The sequence below is a fragment of the Sphingomonas sanguinis NBRC 13937 genome (genome assembly GCF_001591005.1).
GTDB lineage: Bacteria > Pseudomonadota > Alphaproteobacteria > Sphingomonadales > Sphingomonadaceae > Sphingomonas > Sphingomonas sanguinis.
Genome location: NZ_BCTY01000068.1, coordinates 1 through 13917 on the forward strand (window position 1 = coordinate 1; position 13917 = coordinate 13917).

Sequence of the window (13917 nt, forward strand, 5' to 3'; positions counted from 1 at the left end):
ACCCCTCCGTCAGTCCTGCGAACTGCCACCTCCCCTTGCAGGGGAGGAATGGATCGACCCCATTGACTACGCCTGTAATCGGAATAGGATTACGCATGTAGTCAATAAGAGGGCGAGTCGATGGCCGAGCGTATCAGCGATGCCGAACATGCGGTGATGGAGGTCTTGTGGGACGAGGCCCCGCTGACCGCGCAGGATGTCGCCGAGCGGGTCGATCCCGAACGCGGCTGGAGCACCAACACCGTCAAGACGCTGCTCGGTCGCCTGCTCGCCAAGGAAGCCATCGGGCATGAGGAACAGGGACGGCGCTATCTGTATCGCCCGCTGGTCGCGCGTGACGATTATGTCGTGGGTGAATCCCGCCGCCTGATCGACCGGCTGTTCGGCGGCCGCCTGACCCCGCTGGTCGCGCATCTGGCCGAGCGCGACGAACTGACCGCACAGGATATTTCCGAGATCGAGGCCCTGCTCAAGGAGTTGAAGGCGTGAGCGGCGCGCAACTCGGCTGGGTGGTGGAGGCGATGATTGCCTCGACCCTCCTCATGGCGCTGGTCCTGCTGGCCCGCCGCCATGTCCGCCAGGCCTTTGGGCCGCAGGTCGCCTATGCGCTTTGGGCCTTGCCGCTGCTCCGCCTGATCCTGCCGCCGCTGCCGCGCGGGCTGTCGGAGCAGGCGACCCCGCCATTGGCGGCGGCGAGTGAGCGCTTCGCCACCTATGTCGTGCTGCCGATGACCGCGCAGATCTCCGCCACACCGGATGCGCCCAGCATCTGGCCGATGGTGGAGCAGGGCGTGGCGTTGTTCTGGATCGTCGGCGCGGCGGCGTTCCTCGGTTTTCAGCTGTTCCGCCATTGGCGCTTCCGCACGCGGTTGCTGGCGGATGCCGAGCCGCTGGATGCGGTGAAGGGCGTGCGCGTGGTGGCCAGCGATGGTGCGCCGGGGCCGCTCGCCTTCGGCATCTGGCATCGCTACGTCGCCTTCCCGCGCGATTTTGCCGAACGTTACGACGCCGATGAGCGTGACCTCGCGCTGGCGCATGAGCTGGGCCACCACGCCCGCGGCGACCTGATCGCCAACTGGATCGCGCTCGCCGTACTGGCGCTGCACTGGTTCAACCCGCTGGCGTGGCGCGCCTTCCACGCGTTCCGTGCCGATCAGGAACTGGCCAACGACGCCCGTGTGCTGAAGGGGCGCAGCCGCGCCGACCGGCATGTCTATGCCTGCGCCATCGTGAAGGCCGCGCATGGCCGCGCCCTGTCCGGTGCCTGTCATTTGCACACCATCGATGATCTGAAAGGGAGGCTGAAGATGTTGACCACTTCTCCGAAATCGCGTCGTCAGCTGGCGGTCGGCGGGGCGACCGTGTCCCTGCTGGTGCTGGCCGGACTGGGCGCGACCGCATCGGGCACCCCGGCGGCGGCGGCGCTGACCAGCAAGGTCGAGCGGACGCTCGGCGTCGACCTGACCAGCACGGCGGCCATCCTGCCCGCCGTCGCACAGACCGAGCCGGCCGTGCCCGCGGTGCCGCGCGTGCCGGCCACTCCGGCACCTGCCGCGATGCCCATGCCTGCGATCGCGGCGACCACGCCATCCGTCCCATCGGTGCCCGAAGTACCGCAGGTCGCGGACGTGCCACCGGTCCCGCCGCTTCCTGTCGCCCGTCGTGCCACGATGACGCGTGTCGGTGATACCAAGGTCATCCGCTTCGTCATGCCGGATGGCAAGGAACAGGTCACGACCATCCGTATCCCCGATATCCGCTCGCAAAAGTGCGGCGTCGGCGGTGGCGACTCGCGGACGAGCTTCACGACCACCCGGCCCGGCGGCGCGATGGTGACCGTGATCTGCACCGACCGGATCGAGGCGATGGCGCAGAACGCGGCGAAGTCGGCCCAAATGGCGCAGCGTTCGGCGCACACCAACATGAAGGTCGCCATGGCGGGCATCGACATGGCCCGGACCACGATTACCCAGGACCGCAACCTGTCCGACGAGGCCCGCCGCGAGGCGTTGGCCGGTCTGGAGCAGGCGACCGCCGAGCTGAAGGCCGAAATGGCCAAGCCCGGACAGGATTGATGCCCGTTCATGCCCCGCGCCTATGCCGGAGCGCGGGGCTTGCCTATTGGCGGTGGCTTGCCCACATAATCGTCAATGGCTGAGCATCCGACCGGCATCCCGATCCTGCTCGAGCCGCTGGTCACCCGCGTGCTCGCTCCCAATCCTTCGGCGTTTACCTACACGGGGACGCAGACCCATTTGGTCGGTGAGCGCGATGTCGCCGTCATCGATCCCGGTCCTGACGATCCCGCCCATCTCGACGCGCTGACCCGCGCGATTGCCGGCCGGCCCGTGACCGCGATCATCATCACCCATCACCACCGCGACCACAGCCCCGCCAGCCGCCCGCTGGCGCGTATCACCGGAGCCCCCATCGTCGGTGCGGCCGCCTTTGCACCCGATTATGAAGGCGGCCAGTCGGATGCGGCCTTCGACCGTGATTATGCCCCCGACCAGGTATTGGCTGAAGGGGACGGCGTGTCGGGTTACGGCTGGACGCTGACCGCCATCGCGACTCCGGGGCACACCTCCAACCATCTGGCCTTCGCGTTGCCTGAGACGCGGGCGCTGTTCTCCGGCGATCATGTCATGGGCTGGTCGACCAGCATCGTCTCGCCCCCCGACGGCGATATGAGTGCGTATATGGCCAGCCTGGAAAAGCTGATGGAGCGCGACGACCGCGTTTACTATCCGGGGCATGGCGAGGCGGTCGACAATCCGCAGCGGCTGGTGCGCGGGATGCTGGGCCATCGCAAGCAGCGCGAAGGCCAGATCTTGCGGCTGCTTGCCAAGGGCGAGGACCTGACCATCGGTGCCATGACCGCGCGCATGTATGTCGGTCTCAACCCCAAATTGATTCCGGCGGCGGAACGATCGGTGCTGGCGCATCTTTACGACCTGCGAACACGCGGCCTGGTTCGCGAGGAAGGAGTATCATGGACGAGCGCGGCGTGAATCCGTCCCCGACCCCTCCCACCGAGCGGCGCGGCGGCGTCGGCCTGTTCCTGACCAAGGTGGCGGGCGCGCTGGTCCTGCTGGTGCTGGCCGGGCTGCTGGTGGTATGGGGTATCGAGCGATATGTCGCCGACCGGCTGACCCCCGATCCGACAACGATCGCACGGGCCAGCCTGGACGGACTGCGCGAACAGAACCGGCTGTCGGCCTTTGCTGCGCGTTATGTCGCGGTCGTCACCTCGCGCCAGTCGCAGTTGGGCTTTTCGACCGAACGCACACTCATCATGCCGGGCATGGTCCGCTACGAGGTCGATCTGGGCAAGTTGCAGCAAAAGGACGTCCGCTGGGACGCGGGCACCCGTACTTTGTCGGTCACGCTGCCGCCGGTCGAAATCGACGGTCCCCAGGTCGATTTGGCCGCAATCCGCGAATATGGCTCGGGCGGGGTGCTGACGACCTTTACCGATGCCGAGCAGCGGCTGGACGCCGCCAATCGCACGGCGGGGCAGGTGGAATTGATGCGACAGGCCCGCGCACCCTCGCCGATGAAGCTGGCGCGCGATGCAACCCGGCGCGCCGTGGAGCGCAGCTTCGCCATGCCGCTGCGCGCGGCGGGCGTGGAAGCGAACGTCAAGGTCCGCTTCTCCGACGAGCCGTCCAACGATGAACGCTGGGACACGACGCGCACGGTGCAAGAGGTTCTGAGCAATACGGGCTGATGTCCATGATTGTCGGCGCGCGTGCGTGCGCCTAGGGGGAATGCCATGACCATCCAGACGAATCTGACGGGCCTCGACCTGCGTGCCGAGATCGACCGGCTCCGCAAGGAACGCAACGCCGTCATCCTCGCCCATTATTATCAGAAGCCCGAGATTCAGGACCTGGCCGATTTCGTCGGCGACAGCCTGGACCTCAGCCGCAAGGCGCAGGCGACCGATGCCGACGTCATCGCCTTTTGCGGCGTGCGCTTCATGGCGGAGACGGCCAAGATCCTGTCGCCCGACAAGATCGTCGTGCTGCCCGACATGGCCGCAGGCTGTAGCCTGGAGGACAGTTGTCCGCCCGAACAGTTCGCCGAGTTCCGCGCCCAGCACCCGGATCACATCGCGCTGACCTATATCAACTGTTCGACCGAGGTGAAGGCGCTGTCCGACATCATCGTGACGTCGTCCTCGGCGGAGCAGATCCTGGCGCAGATCGACCCTGCCCAGAAGATCATCTTCGGCCCCGATCGCAACCTGGGCGGCTATCTGGCCCGCAAGACCGGTCGCGATATGCTGCTGTGGCCGGGCGTGTGCATCGTGCACGAGGCGTTCAGCGAGACCGAGCTGCTGAAGCTGCGCGCCCAGCACCCGGACGCGCCGATCGCCGCGCATCCCGAATGCCCGGCCGTGATCCTCGACCATGCCGATTATGTCGGCTCGACGCGCGGCATTCTGGAGTTTGCGCAAACCGTCACCAGCGACACGCTGATCGTCGCGACCGAGCCGCACATCATCCACCAGATGCAAAAGGCGATGCCGGGCAAGACCTTCATCGGCGCACCGGGTGCGGACGGCAACTGCAACTGCAATATCTGCCCGTACATGGCGCTGAACACCATGGAGAAGCTCTACCTCGCGCTGCGCGACCTGACGCCGCGTGTCGAGATCGAGGAGGGGCTGCGACTCCAGGCCAAGAAGAGCCTCGACGCGATGCTGACGCTCGCCAGCGGGACGGTCGGCAAGGGCGATCTGGGCCCGCGTCCGTGACCGAAAGCGTGATCGAAGGCTTCGATCTCGACGCGTTCGTCACCGCGACGCTGGCCGAGGATTTGGGGCCGGGCGGTGACATCACCTCGGCGGCGGTCATCCCGGCGGAAGCGCGCTTCATCGGCACCATGGCCAGCCGCGATGCGATCACCGTCGCCGGCCTGCCCATCGCCGAGGCGTTCTTCCGGCATCTCGACCCGGATGTCGTCATCGAGCGACTGGTCGAGGATGGCACCAGCGTTCCGGCGGGCACCGATCTGCTTCGCCTGTCGGGCAAGGCGCGCGCGATGCTGACCGCCGAACGGTCCGCGCTGAACACCGTCCAGCATTTGTCGGGCATCGCGACGATGACGGCGGCTTATGTCGCGGCGATCCAGGGCACCGGGGCGACGCTGCTCGATACGCGCAAGACGATTCCCGGTCTGCGCCTGCTTGAGAAATACGCCACCCGCATGGGCGGCGCCCAGAACCATCGCATGGGCCTGTGGGATGCGGCGATGATCAAGGACAATCACGTCGCGGTCGCAGGCGGCATCGGCCCGGCGGTCGCGGCAGCCAAGGCGGCGGGCATCGCGCGGATCATCGTCGAGGTCGACGAACTCGACCAGATCGAGCCTGCACTGGCGGCGGGGGCGACTCATCTGCTGCTCGACAATATGGGACCGGCCAAGCTGGCCGAGGGAGTCGCGCGGGTCGCGGGCCGCGTGCCGACCGAGGCGTCGGGCGGCGTCCGGCTCGACACGATCCGCACGCTGGCCGAGACCGGTGTCACCTATGTCAGCGTGGGCCGCTTGACCCAGTCGGCCCCGGCGGCCGATATCGGATTGGATTTCGCCGCGGCCTGAGCCGTGGTTCGCAAAGGGGAACAGGTCGTGCGACCGAAATCGGTGATCCTGGGTGAGCGTGTGTCGTTGCTCGCCATATTGTTGCTGGTGGTGCTGGCGGCGATCGGTTGGTCCGATACGGTGGCCCAGGCCGGGGTCGCCATCGCGGTGATCGCCAATGGCCTGTTGATCGGACTGTTCGCGCTCGCCACGCTGATGACCACGCGGCTTGGCAGCCTGGGCGGCCTGATCTTCCTCATCGTCCTGACGGTGATGAACCTGGGCGGTTTCCTGTATCAGGTGTCGGTCGGTGCGCTGGCCGAAGGGCTGTTCGGCGTGCTGACCAGTGTGCAGGCGGCGGCCTCGCTGGTCGCGGCGGTTTTGCTGGCGCGGCCCAATGCCCGCGCCTGGTATCGCGCCATGTCGGAGGTGGATGAAGCATGAAGACGTTTCTGATCGGGCTGGCGGCACTGGCCGCACCGCAACTGGCATCGGCACAGACGCTGCAATGCACCGCGCCGGCCGGGCCGCAGAGCATCCGGCCCGACCTGCCCAGCCAGAGCCAGCCGACTCGCGTCCTGCCGATCGGAAGCTACACGCTGGCCATCACCTGGAGTCCGCAATATTGCCGCGACGCCAAGGGGGACAGCAGCTTCCAGTGCGGATCGGGCAACCGCTTCGGCTTCACCCTGCATGGCCTTTGGCCGGACGGAGTGGGCAAGGACTGGCCGCAATATTGCCGCCCGACCGCGATCCTTCCCCAGGCTGTGGTCCGCCGCCATATCTGCGCCACTCCCTCGGCTCAGCTGCTCCAGCATGAATGGTCCAAGCACGGCACCTGCATGCCCGGCTATAGCCCGGCGCGCTATTTCCAGCGGTCCAATGCGCTGTATGACCGTTTGCGCTATCCCGACATGATGGCGCTGTCGCGACGCGACGATCTAACCGCAGGTGATCTGGCGACGGCGTTTGCGGCGGGCAATCGCGGCATGACGGCCGATATGATGCGCGTCACCGCGACGCGGGCTGGCTGGCTGGACGAAATCTGGATCTGCCTGAACAAGGCGTTCCGCCCCACCCGCTGTCCGGTGCATCAGGGCGGCCTTGCCCCGAACGCGCCGTTGAAGATCTGGCGCGGCGGTCGATGAACGGGCTCACCCCTCCAGCGTGACGCCGGAGGGGTGATGCTTGTCCAGATGCTTGCGGATGATCCGCAGGTTGCGCATGTTCGACCGGAACAGCACGTCCGCCGCATCGCCGATCAGCGGCACGAAACCCAGCACCGCGTCGAACCCGACATTGCCCATCATCCGCAGCATCTGGAACTTCGACATGCCCAGATTGCGCGCTTCCCAGATGATGTAGCTGCCCAGCGCGGCGGCGGCGATGTCACCGATGACGGGCACCAGCCCCAGCACGACGTCCAGGCCGATCGGACGGTTGAGCCCGGGCAGGATTACGACCCGTTCCAGCAATCGCTCCATCGCCTCGATCCGCTGCCGGCTGGCGGCGATGCCCTTGTCCAGCGGGAGCGCGTCGAAGCTGGTCGGGTCGATACGGGTAGCGTTTGCCATGCCGATCAATTGGTGTCGGCGCGCAACCGGTTCAATGGATGCCAGGCGCGGATGTTGGTTTGATACTGCCGCAGCCGCCCGCTGACGAGCGACCAACGCAGCGGCCGGGCGAGTGGAATGAAGGGCGTATCCGCATTGACCGCCGCATCCGCCGTCGCGATCGCCGCGCTGCGGGTGGCAAGGGTGGGGGCCAGGCGCGCCTGCTCGATCGCCGCCTGGGCCGCTGGACCACAGGGCGCGCAGGCGGTGGCGAGATACCAGCGCGCACTGTCGAACGGCGCGACCGCATCGATCAGCCGCAGGTCGGCGGGGGCATCCTCCGCCACTCGCTCGGGCGTGATGCCGATGGCGAGCAGGGTCGCGCCGATCTGTCCGTAAAGCAGGTTCGCGCCGGGCCCCTGAGGAAGCGCAACCCGCAGTCGCACCGGTTTGCCCCAGGCCGTGACTCGGGTCCGCGCGCCCGCCCGCCGCTCGTCCAGGGTCAGCAGGGCCCAGCCCGGAATTTGCGGCGGCGCATCCGAATCGAGCGCATCGGGCAGCAGCCGGTCGGTGGCGTCCCAATTGGGTGCGATGGCCGCCAGGATCGACGCCCGGTCGAAGGCGGCCGACAGCGCTTGGCGATTGGCGGGATCGGCCAGGAAGCCATCGCGCTCGGCGATACTCAGCCCGAACAGTCCCGCTGCCGGATCGACCCGGATCGCGGTCGAGCCGACGCCCGCCGCGTCGATCAGTGGCCATGTCTCGAACCGTCCGCCCAGCATCAGGTCCGACGCGCCGCGTGCAAAGCGCAGGATGGCCCGCGCCGGGCTTTCGGCAATCAAGCGGACATCATCCTCGGGCTTGGGCGTCGCCGCTTCATCGGGATCGACGCGGCGGAGGTCGGGAATGGGACGGAGCAGGGGCGGGGGGCCGGATCGGATGATGCGGAAGGGGCCGGTCCCCCGATGTTTGGCGTTGATGATCGCCATTTCGGGCTGTGCGAACAGCTTCAGCAGGTCGGGGCGAGGGCGCGACAGGCGAACCTCGATCACCTGCGGCGTCATCACGACGATCTCGTCGATCGCGGTCAGGAAGGGCGCCAGCGGATTGCCCGAACGCGGCGATACCAGGCGGCGCAGGATCGGTACGATCTGTTCGGCGGTGACGGGCGTACCGTCGTTCCACTTCGCCTCCCGCAACCGGAAGATGTAGCTGCCCCCGCCGTCGATCACGATCCAACGTTCGGCGAGCCCCGGTTCGATCTGGCCATTGGCATCGAAACGAACCAGCCCCTGGGCCAACGCATCACGCATCACCCGGTGGGGCGTATCCCCGTCGCCGGGGGTAGTGTGGGGCGCGGGGGCCGAGTCGGCAACCGGCTCAACCGCGCTGACGATCACGGGGCCCTTGTCGGCGTGGCGATCACATCCCGTCGTCGCGAGCAGTGCAAGCCCGAGCGCGGTGGTGCGGACGGCGGGACTCGAACCCGCACTCCATAGGAAGCCGATTTTAAGTCGGCAGCGTCTACCGGTTTCGCCACGTCCGCGCACGGCACAGGAAGAGACGAGCTTGCCGCCCAGGTCAAGGGACCAGCGGTGATAAAGCGGCTTGGCCGTCCGCCGCCTTATGGCCCATCGCCAGGCAGGGGTGAAGAGGATCAGGCCCCTTCGACGTTCAAGCGGGCGCGCATTTCCTTGCCGGGTTTGAAATAGGGAACGCGCTTGGCGCTGACATCGACGGTCTCGCCGGTGCGGGGATTGCGGCCCGTGCGGGCGTCGCGTGCGCGGGTCGAAAAGGCACCGAAACCGCGCAATTCCACTCGGCCGTCGTCGGCCAAACGCTTGGTGATTTCGTCGAAGAATATCGTGACGATCAGCTCGACTTCGCGCGGGTTCAGACCCGGGTTACGCTGACCGATTTTTTGCACCAGTTCCGAACGGATCATCGTCTAGTCCCAAGCTATAGACGGGCCGTTCCTAACCTGTGTTTCTCGCTGCTGAAAGTGATTTTATTATACGATCAAATGATCGGGGGTGCCGATATGGCCGAAACCGGGACACGTTTTCGAAAAAACGTGCCCCGATCCAGTGACTTACTTCTGAGTACGAGCCTTCAGAGCTTCGCCCAGAATGTCGCCCAGCGACGCGCCCGAGTCGGACGAACCGTACTGAGCCACCGCCTGCTTCTCTTCGGCGATCTGCATCGCCTTGACCGAGAAGGTCGGCTTCTTCGAACGGTCGAAGCCGGTGACCATCGCGTCGAACTTCTGGCCGACCTGGAAGCGCTCGGGGCGCTGCTCGTCACGGTCGCGACCCAGATCGGTGCGCTTGATGAAGCCGGTCGCACCATCGTCGCCCGCCTGGACTTCGAGGCCCGCATCGCGGACTTCGAGGACGGTCACGGTGACGACCTGGTTCTTGTTCAGGCGATCGCCAGCCGCAGCCACGCCGCCGGCGACCGGGCCGCCGCGCTCGAGCTGCTTCATGCCAAGCGAGATACGCTCCTTCTCGGGGTCGATGTCCAGAACCACGGCCTGAACGACTTCGCCCTTGCGGTGCAGGTTGAGGGCATCCTCACCCGACACGCCCCAGGCGATGTCCGACATGTGGACCATGCCGTCGACATCGTTGTCCAGGCCGATGAACAGGCCGAACTCGGTCGCGTTCTTGACTTCGCCCTCGACGGTCGAACCGATCGGATGGGCCGCGGCGAACGCTTCCCACGGATTGGCCTGAGCCTGCTTGAGGCCCAGCGAGATGCGGCGCTTTTCCTGATCGACCTCGAGGACAACCACATCGACTTCCTGCGAGGTCGACACGATCTTGCCCGGATGGACGTTCTTCTTGGTCCAGGACATTTCCGACACGTGGACCAGGCCTTCGATGCCCGGCTCCAGCTCGACGAACGCACCATATTCGGTGATGTTCGTGACGCGGCCCGACAGCTTCGCACCGACCGGGTACTTGGCGCCGGCGCCATCCCACGGATCGCTCTCGAGCTGCTTCATGCCGAGCGAGATGCGCTGCGTGTCCTTGTTGATGCGGATGATCTGCACCTTCACGGTGTCGCCGATCGCGATCATCTCCGACGGATGATTGACGCGCTTGTACGACAGGTCGGTGACGTGCAGCAGGCCGTCGATGCCGCCCAGGTCAACGAACGCACCATAGTCGGTGATGTTCTTGACGACGCCGTCGATGATCTGACCCTCGGCCAGGCTCTGGATCAGGCCCGAACGCTGCTCGGCGCGGGTCTCTTCCAGAACGGCGCGACGCGACACGACGATGTTGCCGCGCTTGCGGTCCATCTTCAGGATCTGGAACGGCTGCGGGATGTCCATCAGCGGGGTGACGTCGCGGACGGGGCGGATATCGACTTGGCTACCGGGCAGGAACGCCACGGCGCCGTTCAGGTCGACGGTGAAGCCACCCTTCACGCGGCCGAAGATCACGCCTTCGACGCGGGCCGACTTCGAGAATTCGAGCTCCAGCTTGTCCCAGGCGGCTTCGCGGCGGGCGCGATCGCGGCTGAGCATCGCTTCGCCGTGCATGTTCTCGACGCGGTCGACATAGACCTCGACTTCGTCACCGACCTTCAGGTCGGCCTTCTGGCCGGGGGCAGCGAATTCGCGGAGGGGCACACGGCCTTCCGACTTCAGACCGACGTCGATGACGGCCATGTCGTTTTCGATCGCGGTGACGGTGCCATGCACGACGCGACCCTCGAAGCTGTCGGCACCGCCGAACATGTCATCGAGCATCGCCGCGAAATCGTCGCGCGTGGGCTGGGGGTTGGTTGCCATAAAAGGGTTAGGTTCCTGATAGTTTTCCGCCTCCGGTTCGGGCGATTCCCGAAACCTTCGACGATGGCCGCGCCGACCCCATGCCGACGCCACCAGGCCCGAAGATGATGCTGAAACACGGAAAAGCGGCGGTCCGCGACAAATGCGGAAAGGACGCTGGGGCAAAACCCCGCGTCAGCCTCTCCGCGGAACAGGGTCCGCGAGCGGGGTGCCCTTAGCCGAAAACGGGGTTTTGCGCAAGGTGAGGGTGTTCCTCCCCGGCACGGGGAGGGGGACCGCCGCGAAGCGGTGGTGGAGGGGGGCTTGCCAATAGGTTTGACCCGTGGCGCTGGTCCCCCTCCGTCAGCGCTGAAGCGCTGCCACCTCCCCATGCTGGGGAGGAATTTCAGGAGCGCGTTTTGGCTGCCACCTGGGCGTCGACGAACTGGATCGCGCGGGCCACGGCCGCGTCGATCGTCAGGCTGGAGGTGTCCAGCGCCGCCGCATCCGCCGCCTGGGTAAGGGGGGCCGTCGCCCGGCCGCTGTCGCGCTCGTCGCGGGCGCGGATGTCGGCCAGGACCTGCTCGAACGAGACGTCGGCACCGTTCGCCGCCAATTCGTTATGCCGCCGCCGGGCGCGCACTTGCGGACTGGCCTTCACGAACAGCTTGGCGTCCGCATCGGGCGCAATGACCGTGCCGATGTCGCGCCCGTCCAGGATCGCGCCGCCCGGCTGCTGGGCAAAGCGCTTCTGCCGTTGGAGTAGCGCCGCGCGAACCAGCGGATGCGCCGACACGACCGAGGCAAGCTTGCCCGTCTCGTCATCGCGCAAGGTGGGATCGGCCAGCAGGCTGTCGTCGAAGCTGCACGCCGCGACGGCATCGGCTTCGCGCGTCGGGTCGAGGTGCATCGCTCGCACCGTCGCTGCCACCGCGCGGTAGAGCAGGCCGGTGTCGAGATGCGGCAGACCATAATGCCGGGCCAGCGCGCGGGCGATGGTGCCCTTGCCGCTGGCGGCGGGGCCGTCGACCGCGATGATCATGCCATGGCTCCCAACTTTTTCAACGTATCGAAGAAGATGGGGTAGCTCGTCGCGACGGGCGCGGCATCGTCCAGGGTGATCGGCTCGCGAGCGTTCAGCGCCGCGATGGTCATGCTCATGGCAATGCGGTGGTCGAGCAACGTCGCGATGGTCGCGCCGCCGGGGATCGGATCGCCGCCGGTGCCGGTGACGGCCATGCCGTCCTCGAACTCCTCGCAACGGACGCCACAAGCGCCGAGCGCATTCGCCATGGCAGTGATGCGGTCGGACTCCTTGACACGCAGTTCCTCCGCGCCGCGCGCGATGGTCGTGCCGGTCGCGAAGGCCGCGGCGACGAACAGCACGGGATATTCGTCGATCATGCTTGGCGTCAGCTCGGGCGGAACCTCGATCGCCGACAGGGAAGCGTGACGGACGCGCAGATCCGCCACCGGCTCGCCACCGACGATGCGCGCGTCCAGTTCGGTGATATCGGCGCCCATCATCTTCAGCGCTTCGATGATGCCGGTGCGAGTCGGGTTCATGCCGACATTGGTGATGGTCACGTCCGCGCCCGGTACGATCGAACCCGCGACCAGCCAGAAGGCGGCCGAGGAGGGGTCGCCCGGCACGACGATATTCTGCGGCTTCAACTCGGCCTGGCCCCGAATCGTGATGACCCGGCCTTCGGGCGAGGGGGTGACGGTCAGCTCTGCGCCGAAGCCCGCGAGCATCCGCTCGCTATGGTCACGGGTCGCGATCGGCTCGATCACCGTGGTTTCGCCCGGCGTGTTCAGACCCGCCAGCAGGATCGCCGACTTCACCTGCGCCGAGGCGACGGGCAGGGTGTAGCGGATCGGCACCGCCGGGTTGATGCCCCGGACCATCAGGGGCAGGCGGCCGCCCGGCGTATCCTGGAACTGCGCGCCCATCTGCGACAGCGGCTCGATGACGCGGCCCATCGGGCGCTTGGACAGCGAGGCGTCACCGATAAAGGTCGCGGTGATCGGATGGCTGGCGACCAGACCCATCAAAAGCCTTGTCGAGGTGCCCGAATTGCCCATGTCGAGTGCGGTCTCGGGCTGGAGCAGGCCGCCGACGCCGACACCGTGGATCACCCACACCCCGTCATCCTGCCGGACGATGTCCGCGCCCATCGCGCGCATCGCGGCGGCGGTGGCGAGCACGTCCTCGCCCTCCAGCAGGCCCTCGACGCGGCTTTCGCCGACCGCGAGTGCGGAGAGCATCAGCGATCGGTGGCTGATCGATTTGTCGCCCGGAACGGCGATGGTACCGCGAAGGGCGGCGGCGGCTCGCACGGTGCGAGGCTGGGGAAGGGGATGCGCCATGATGGCGCGGGCTTTTGACAGGGGCCTTGCGCTGTGGCAAGGCGCGCCCACTTTTCGCTCCGGCGGAAAACCCAATTCCGAAAGGTATGAACGGCATGATCAAGCCGGAATGGGGCACGAAGCGTACGTGCCCGAAATGCGCGACGCGTTTCTACGACCTCGAAAAGGACGACCCCGTCACCTGCATCAATTGCGGGACGCAGTGGGAGCCCGAGCCCATCCTGAAGTCGAAGCAGCCTCTGCCGTTTGAGCAGAACAAGCCCGAGAACAAGGAAGCCGACAGCGATCTGGCGGGCGGCGACGACGAAGATCTGGACATCACCGGTGAGGACGAAGAGCCCTCGCCCGACGATGAAGTCGATCTGGGCGGCGACGACGATCTGGGCGTGGAAACGTCCAGCGAGGACGACGAACACTGAGTTGCCCGACGGGCTCGGGGAGCGCTTGAAAAAAGTGCTTGCCGAGCCCCGGCGGCCCCGCTAGTGGGCTGCCTCCACAGCGGAATGGGGCCGTAGCTCAGCTGGGAGAGCGCTGCAATGGCATTGCAGAGGTCAGGGGTTCGATCCCCCTCGGCTCCACCATTCCGCCGTGACGGCTGCATTCTCTGATATGCGCTGTAGGGCCGAT

General features: G+C 66.7%; 15 protein-coding genes and 2 tRNA genes. 10 read left to right on the plus strand and 7 right to left on the minus strand.

Annotation, left to right across the window (positions count from 1 at the left end):
• Window positions 1-120 precede the first annotated feature (120 nt).
• From SSA01S_RS17400 to SSA01S_RS17435, 8 genes are all read left to right on the plus strand, one after another.
• Complete coding sequence (locus tag SSA01S_RS17400) at window positions 121-489, plus strand: BlaI/MecI/CopY family transcriptional regulator (protein WP_058734383.1); 369 nt, start codon at window positions 121-123, stop codon at window positions 487-489.
• Window positions 486-2075, plus strand: a complete 1590-nt coding sequence (locus SSA01S_RS17405) for a M56 family metallopeptidase (protein ID WP_244885702.1) — start codon at window positions 486-488, stop codon at window positions 2073-2075. The genes SSA01S_RS17400 and SSA01S_RS17405 overlap by 4 nt, the downstream gene beginning before the upstream one ends.
• A 75-nt stretch (window positions 2076-2150) precedes the next feature.
• A complete protein-coding gene (locus SSA01S_RS17410; RefSeq protein ID WP_061781407.1) occupies window positions 2151-3011 on the plus strand; it encodes an MBL fold metallo-hydrolase in 861 nt (286 codons plus the stop codon).
• Entirely contained in the window at window positions 2993-3730 is a 738-nt protein-coding gene (locus SSA01S_RS17415; RefSeq protein WP_170171673.1) for a DUF4230 domain-containing protein, read from the plus strand. The genes SSA01S_RS17410 and SSA01S_RS17415 overlap by 19 nt, the downstream gene beginning before the upstream one ends.
• Before the next feature lie 45 nt (window positions 3731-3775).
• A complete protein-coding gene (gene nadA / locus SSA01S_RS17420) occupies window positions 3776-4762 on the plus strand; it encodes a quinolinate synthase NadA (RefSeq protein WP_058734386.1) in 987 nt (328 codons plus the stop codon).
• Entirely contained in the window at window positions 4759-5607 is an 849-nt protein-coding gene (nadC, locus tag SSA01S_RS17425) for a carboxylating nicotinate-nucleotide diphosphorylase (protein WP_061781409.1), read from the plus strand. The genes nadA and nadC overlap by 4 nt, the downstream gene beginning before the upstream one ends.
• 27 nt (window positions 5608-5634) lie before the next feature.
• Window positions 5635-6030: a hypothetical protein gene (locus SSA01S_RS17430; protein ID WP_156477912.1), complete on the plus strand. Its 396-nt coding sequence runs from the start codon at window positions 5635-5637 to the stop codon at window positions 6028-6030.
• Window positions 6027-6734 carry a ribonuclease T2 family protein gene (locus tag SSA01S_RS17435; protein WP_061781411.1) on the plus strand — a complete coding sequence of 236 codons (708 nt, stop codon included), beginning with the start codon at window positions 6027-6029 and terminating at the stop codon, window positions 6732-6734. The genes SSA01S_RS17430 and SSA01S_RS17435 overlap by 4 nt, the downstream gene beginning before the upstream one ends.
• 6 nt (window positions 6735-6740) lie before the next feature.
• Here SSA01S_RS17435 and SSA01S_RS17440 read toward each other — a convergent pair whose 3' ends face one another.
• The 7 genes from SSA01S_RS17440 to aroA form a co-directional block, all read right to left on the minus strand.
• Complete coding sequence (locus tag SSA01S_RS17440; RefSeq protein ID WP_061781412.1) at window positions 6741-7160, minus strand: DUF4112 domain-containing protein; 420 nt, start codon at window positions 7158-7160, stop codon at window positions 6741-6743.
• Window positions 7161-7165: 5 nt separating this feature from the next.
• Entirely contained in the window at window positions 7166-8539 is a 1374-nt protein-coding gene (locus SSA01S_RS17445; protein ID WP_244885703.1) for an ABC transporter substrate-binding protein, read from the minus strand.
• Between the two features lie 62 nt (window positions 8540-8601).
• A tRNA-Leu gene (locus tag SSA01S_RS17450) sits at window positions 8602-8685 on the minus strand.
• A gap of 111 nt (window positions 8686-8796) precedes the next feature.
• Window positions 8797-9084: an integration host factor subunit beta gene (locus tag SSA01S_RS17455; protein WP_061781413.1), complete on the minus strand. Its 288-nt coding sequence runs from the start codon at window positions 9082-9084 to the stop codon at window positions 8797-8799.
• A 147-nt stretch (window positions 9085-9231) separates the two neighbouring features.
• Entirely contained in the window at window positions 9232-10941 is a 1710-nt protein-coding gene (gene rpsA / locus SSA01S_RS17460; protein WP_056439406.1) for a 30S ribosomal protein S1, read from the minus strand.
• Between the two features lie 385 nt (window positions 10942-11326).
• Entirely contained in the window at window positions 11327-11962 is a 636-nt protein-coding gene (gene cmk / locus SSA01S_RS17465) for a (d)CMP kinase (RefSeq protein ID WP_061781414.1), read from the minus strand.
• Window positions 11959-13290 carry a 3-phosphoshikimate 1-carboxyvinyltransferase gene (gene aroA / locus SSA01S_RS17470; RefSeq protein WP_061781415.1) on the minus strand — a complete coding sequence of 444 codons (1332 nt, stop codon included), beginning with the start codon at window positions 13288-13290 and terminating at the stop codon, window positions 11959-11961. The genes cmk and aroA overlap by 4 nt, the downstream gene beginning before the upstream one ends.
• 95 nt (window positions 13291-13385) lie before the next feature.
• Here aroA and SSA01S_RS17475 point away from each other — a divergent pair, with 95 nt between their 5' ends.
• Window positions 13386-13709 carry a TIGR02300 family protein gene (locus SSA01S_RS17475; protein WP_058717749.1) on the plus strand — a complete coding sequence of 108 codons (324 nt, stop codon included), beginning with the start codon at window positions 13386-13388 and terminating at the stop codon, window positions 13707-13709.
• Window positions 13710-13795: 86 nt separating this feature from the next.
• A tRNA-Ala gene (locus SSA01S_RS17480) sits at window positions 13796-13871 on the plus strand.
• Window positions 13872-13917 lie beyond the last annotated feature (46 nt).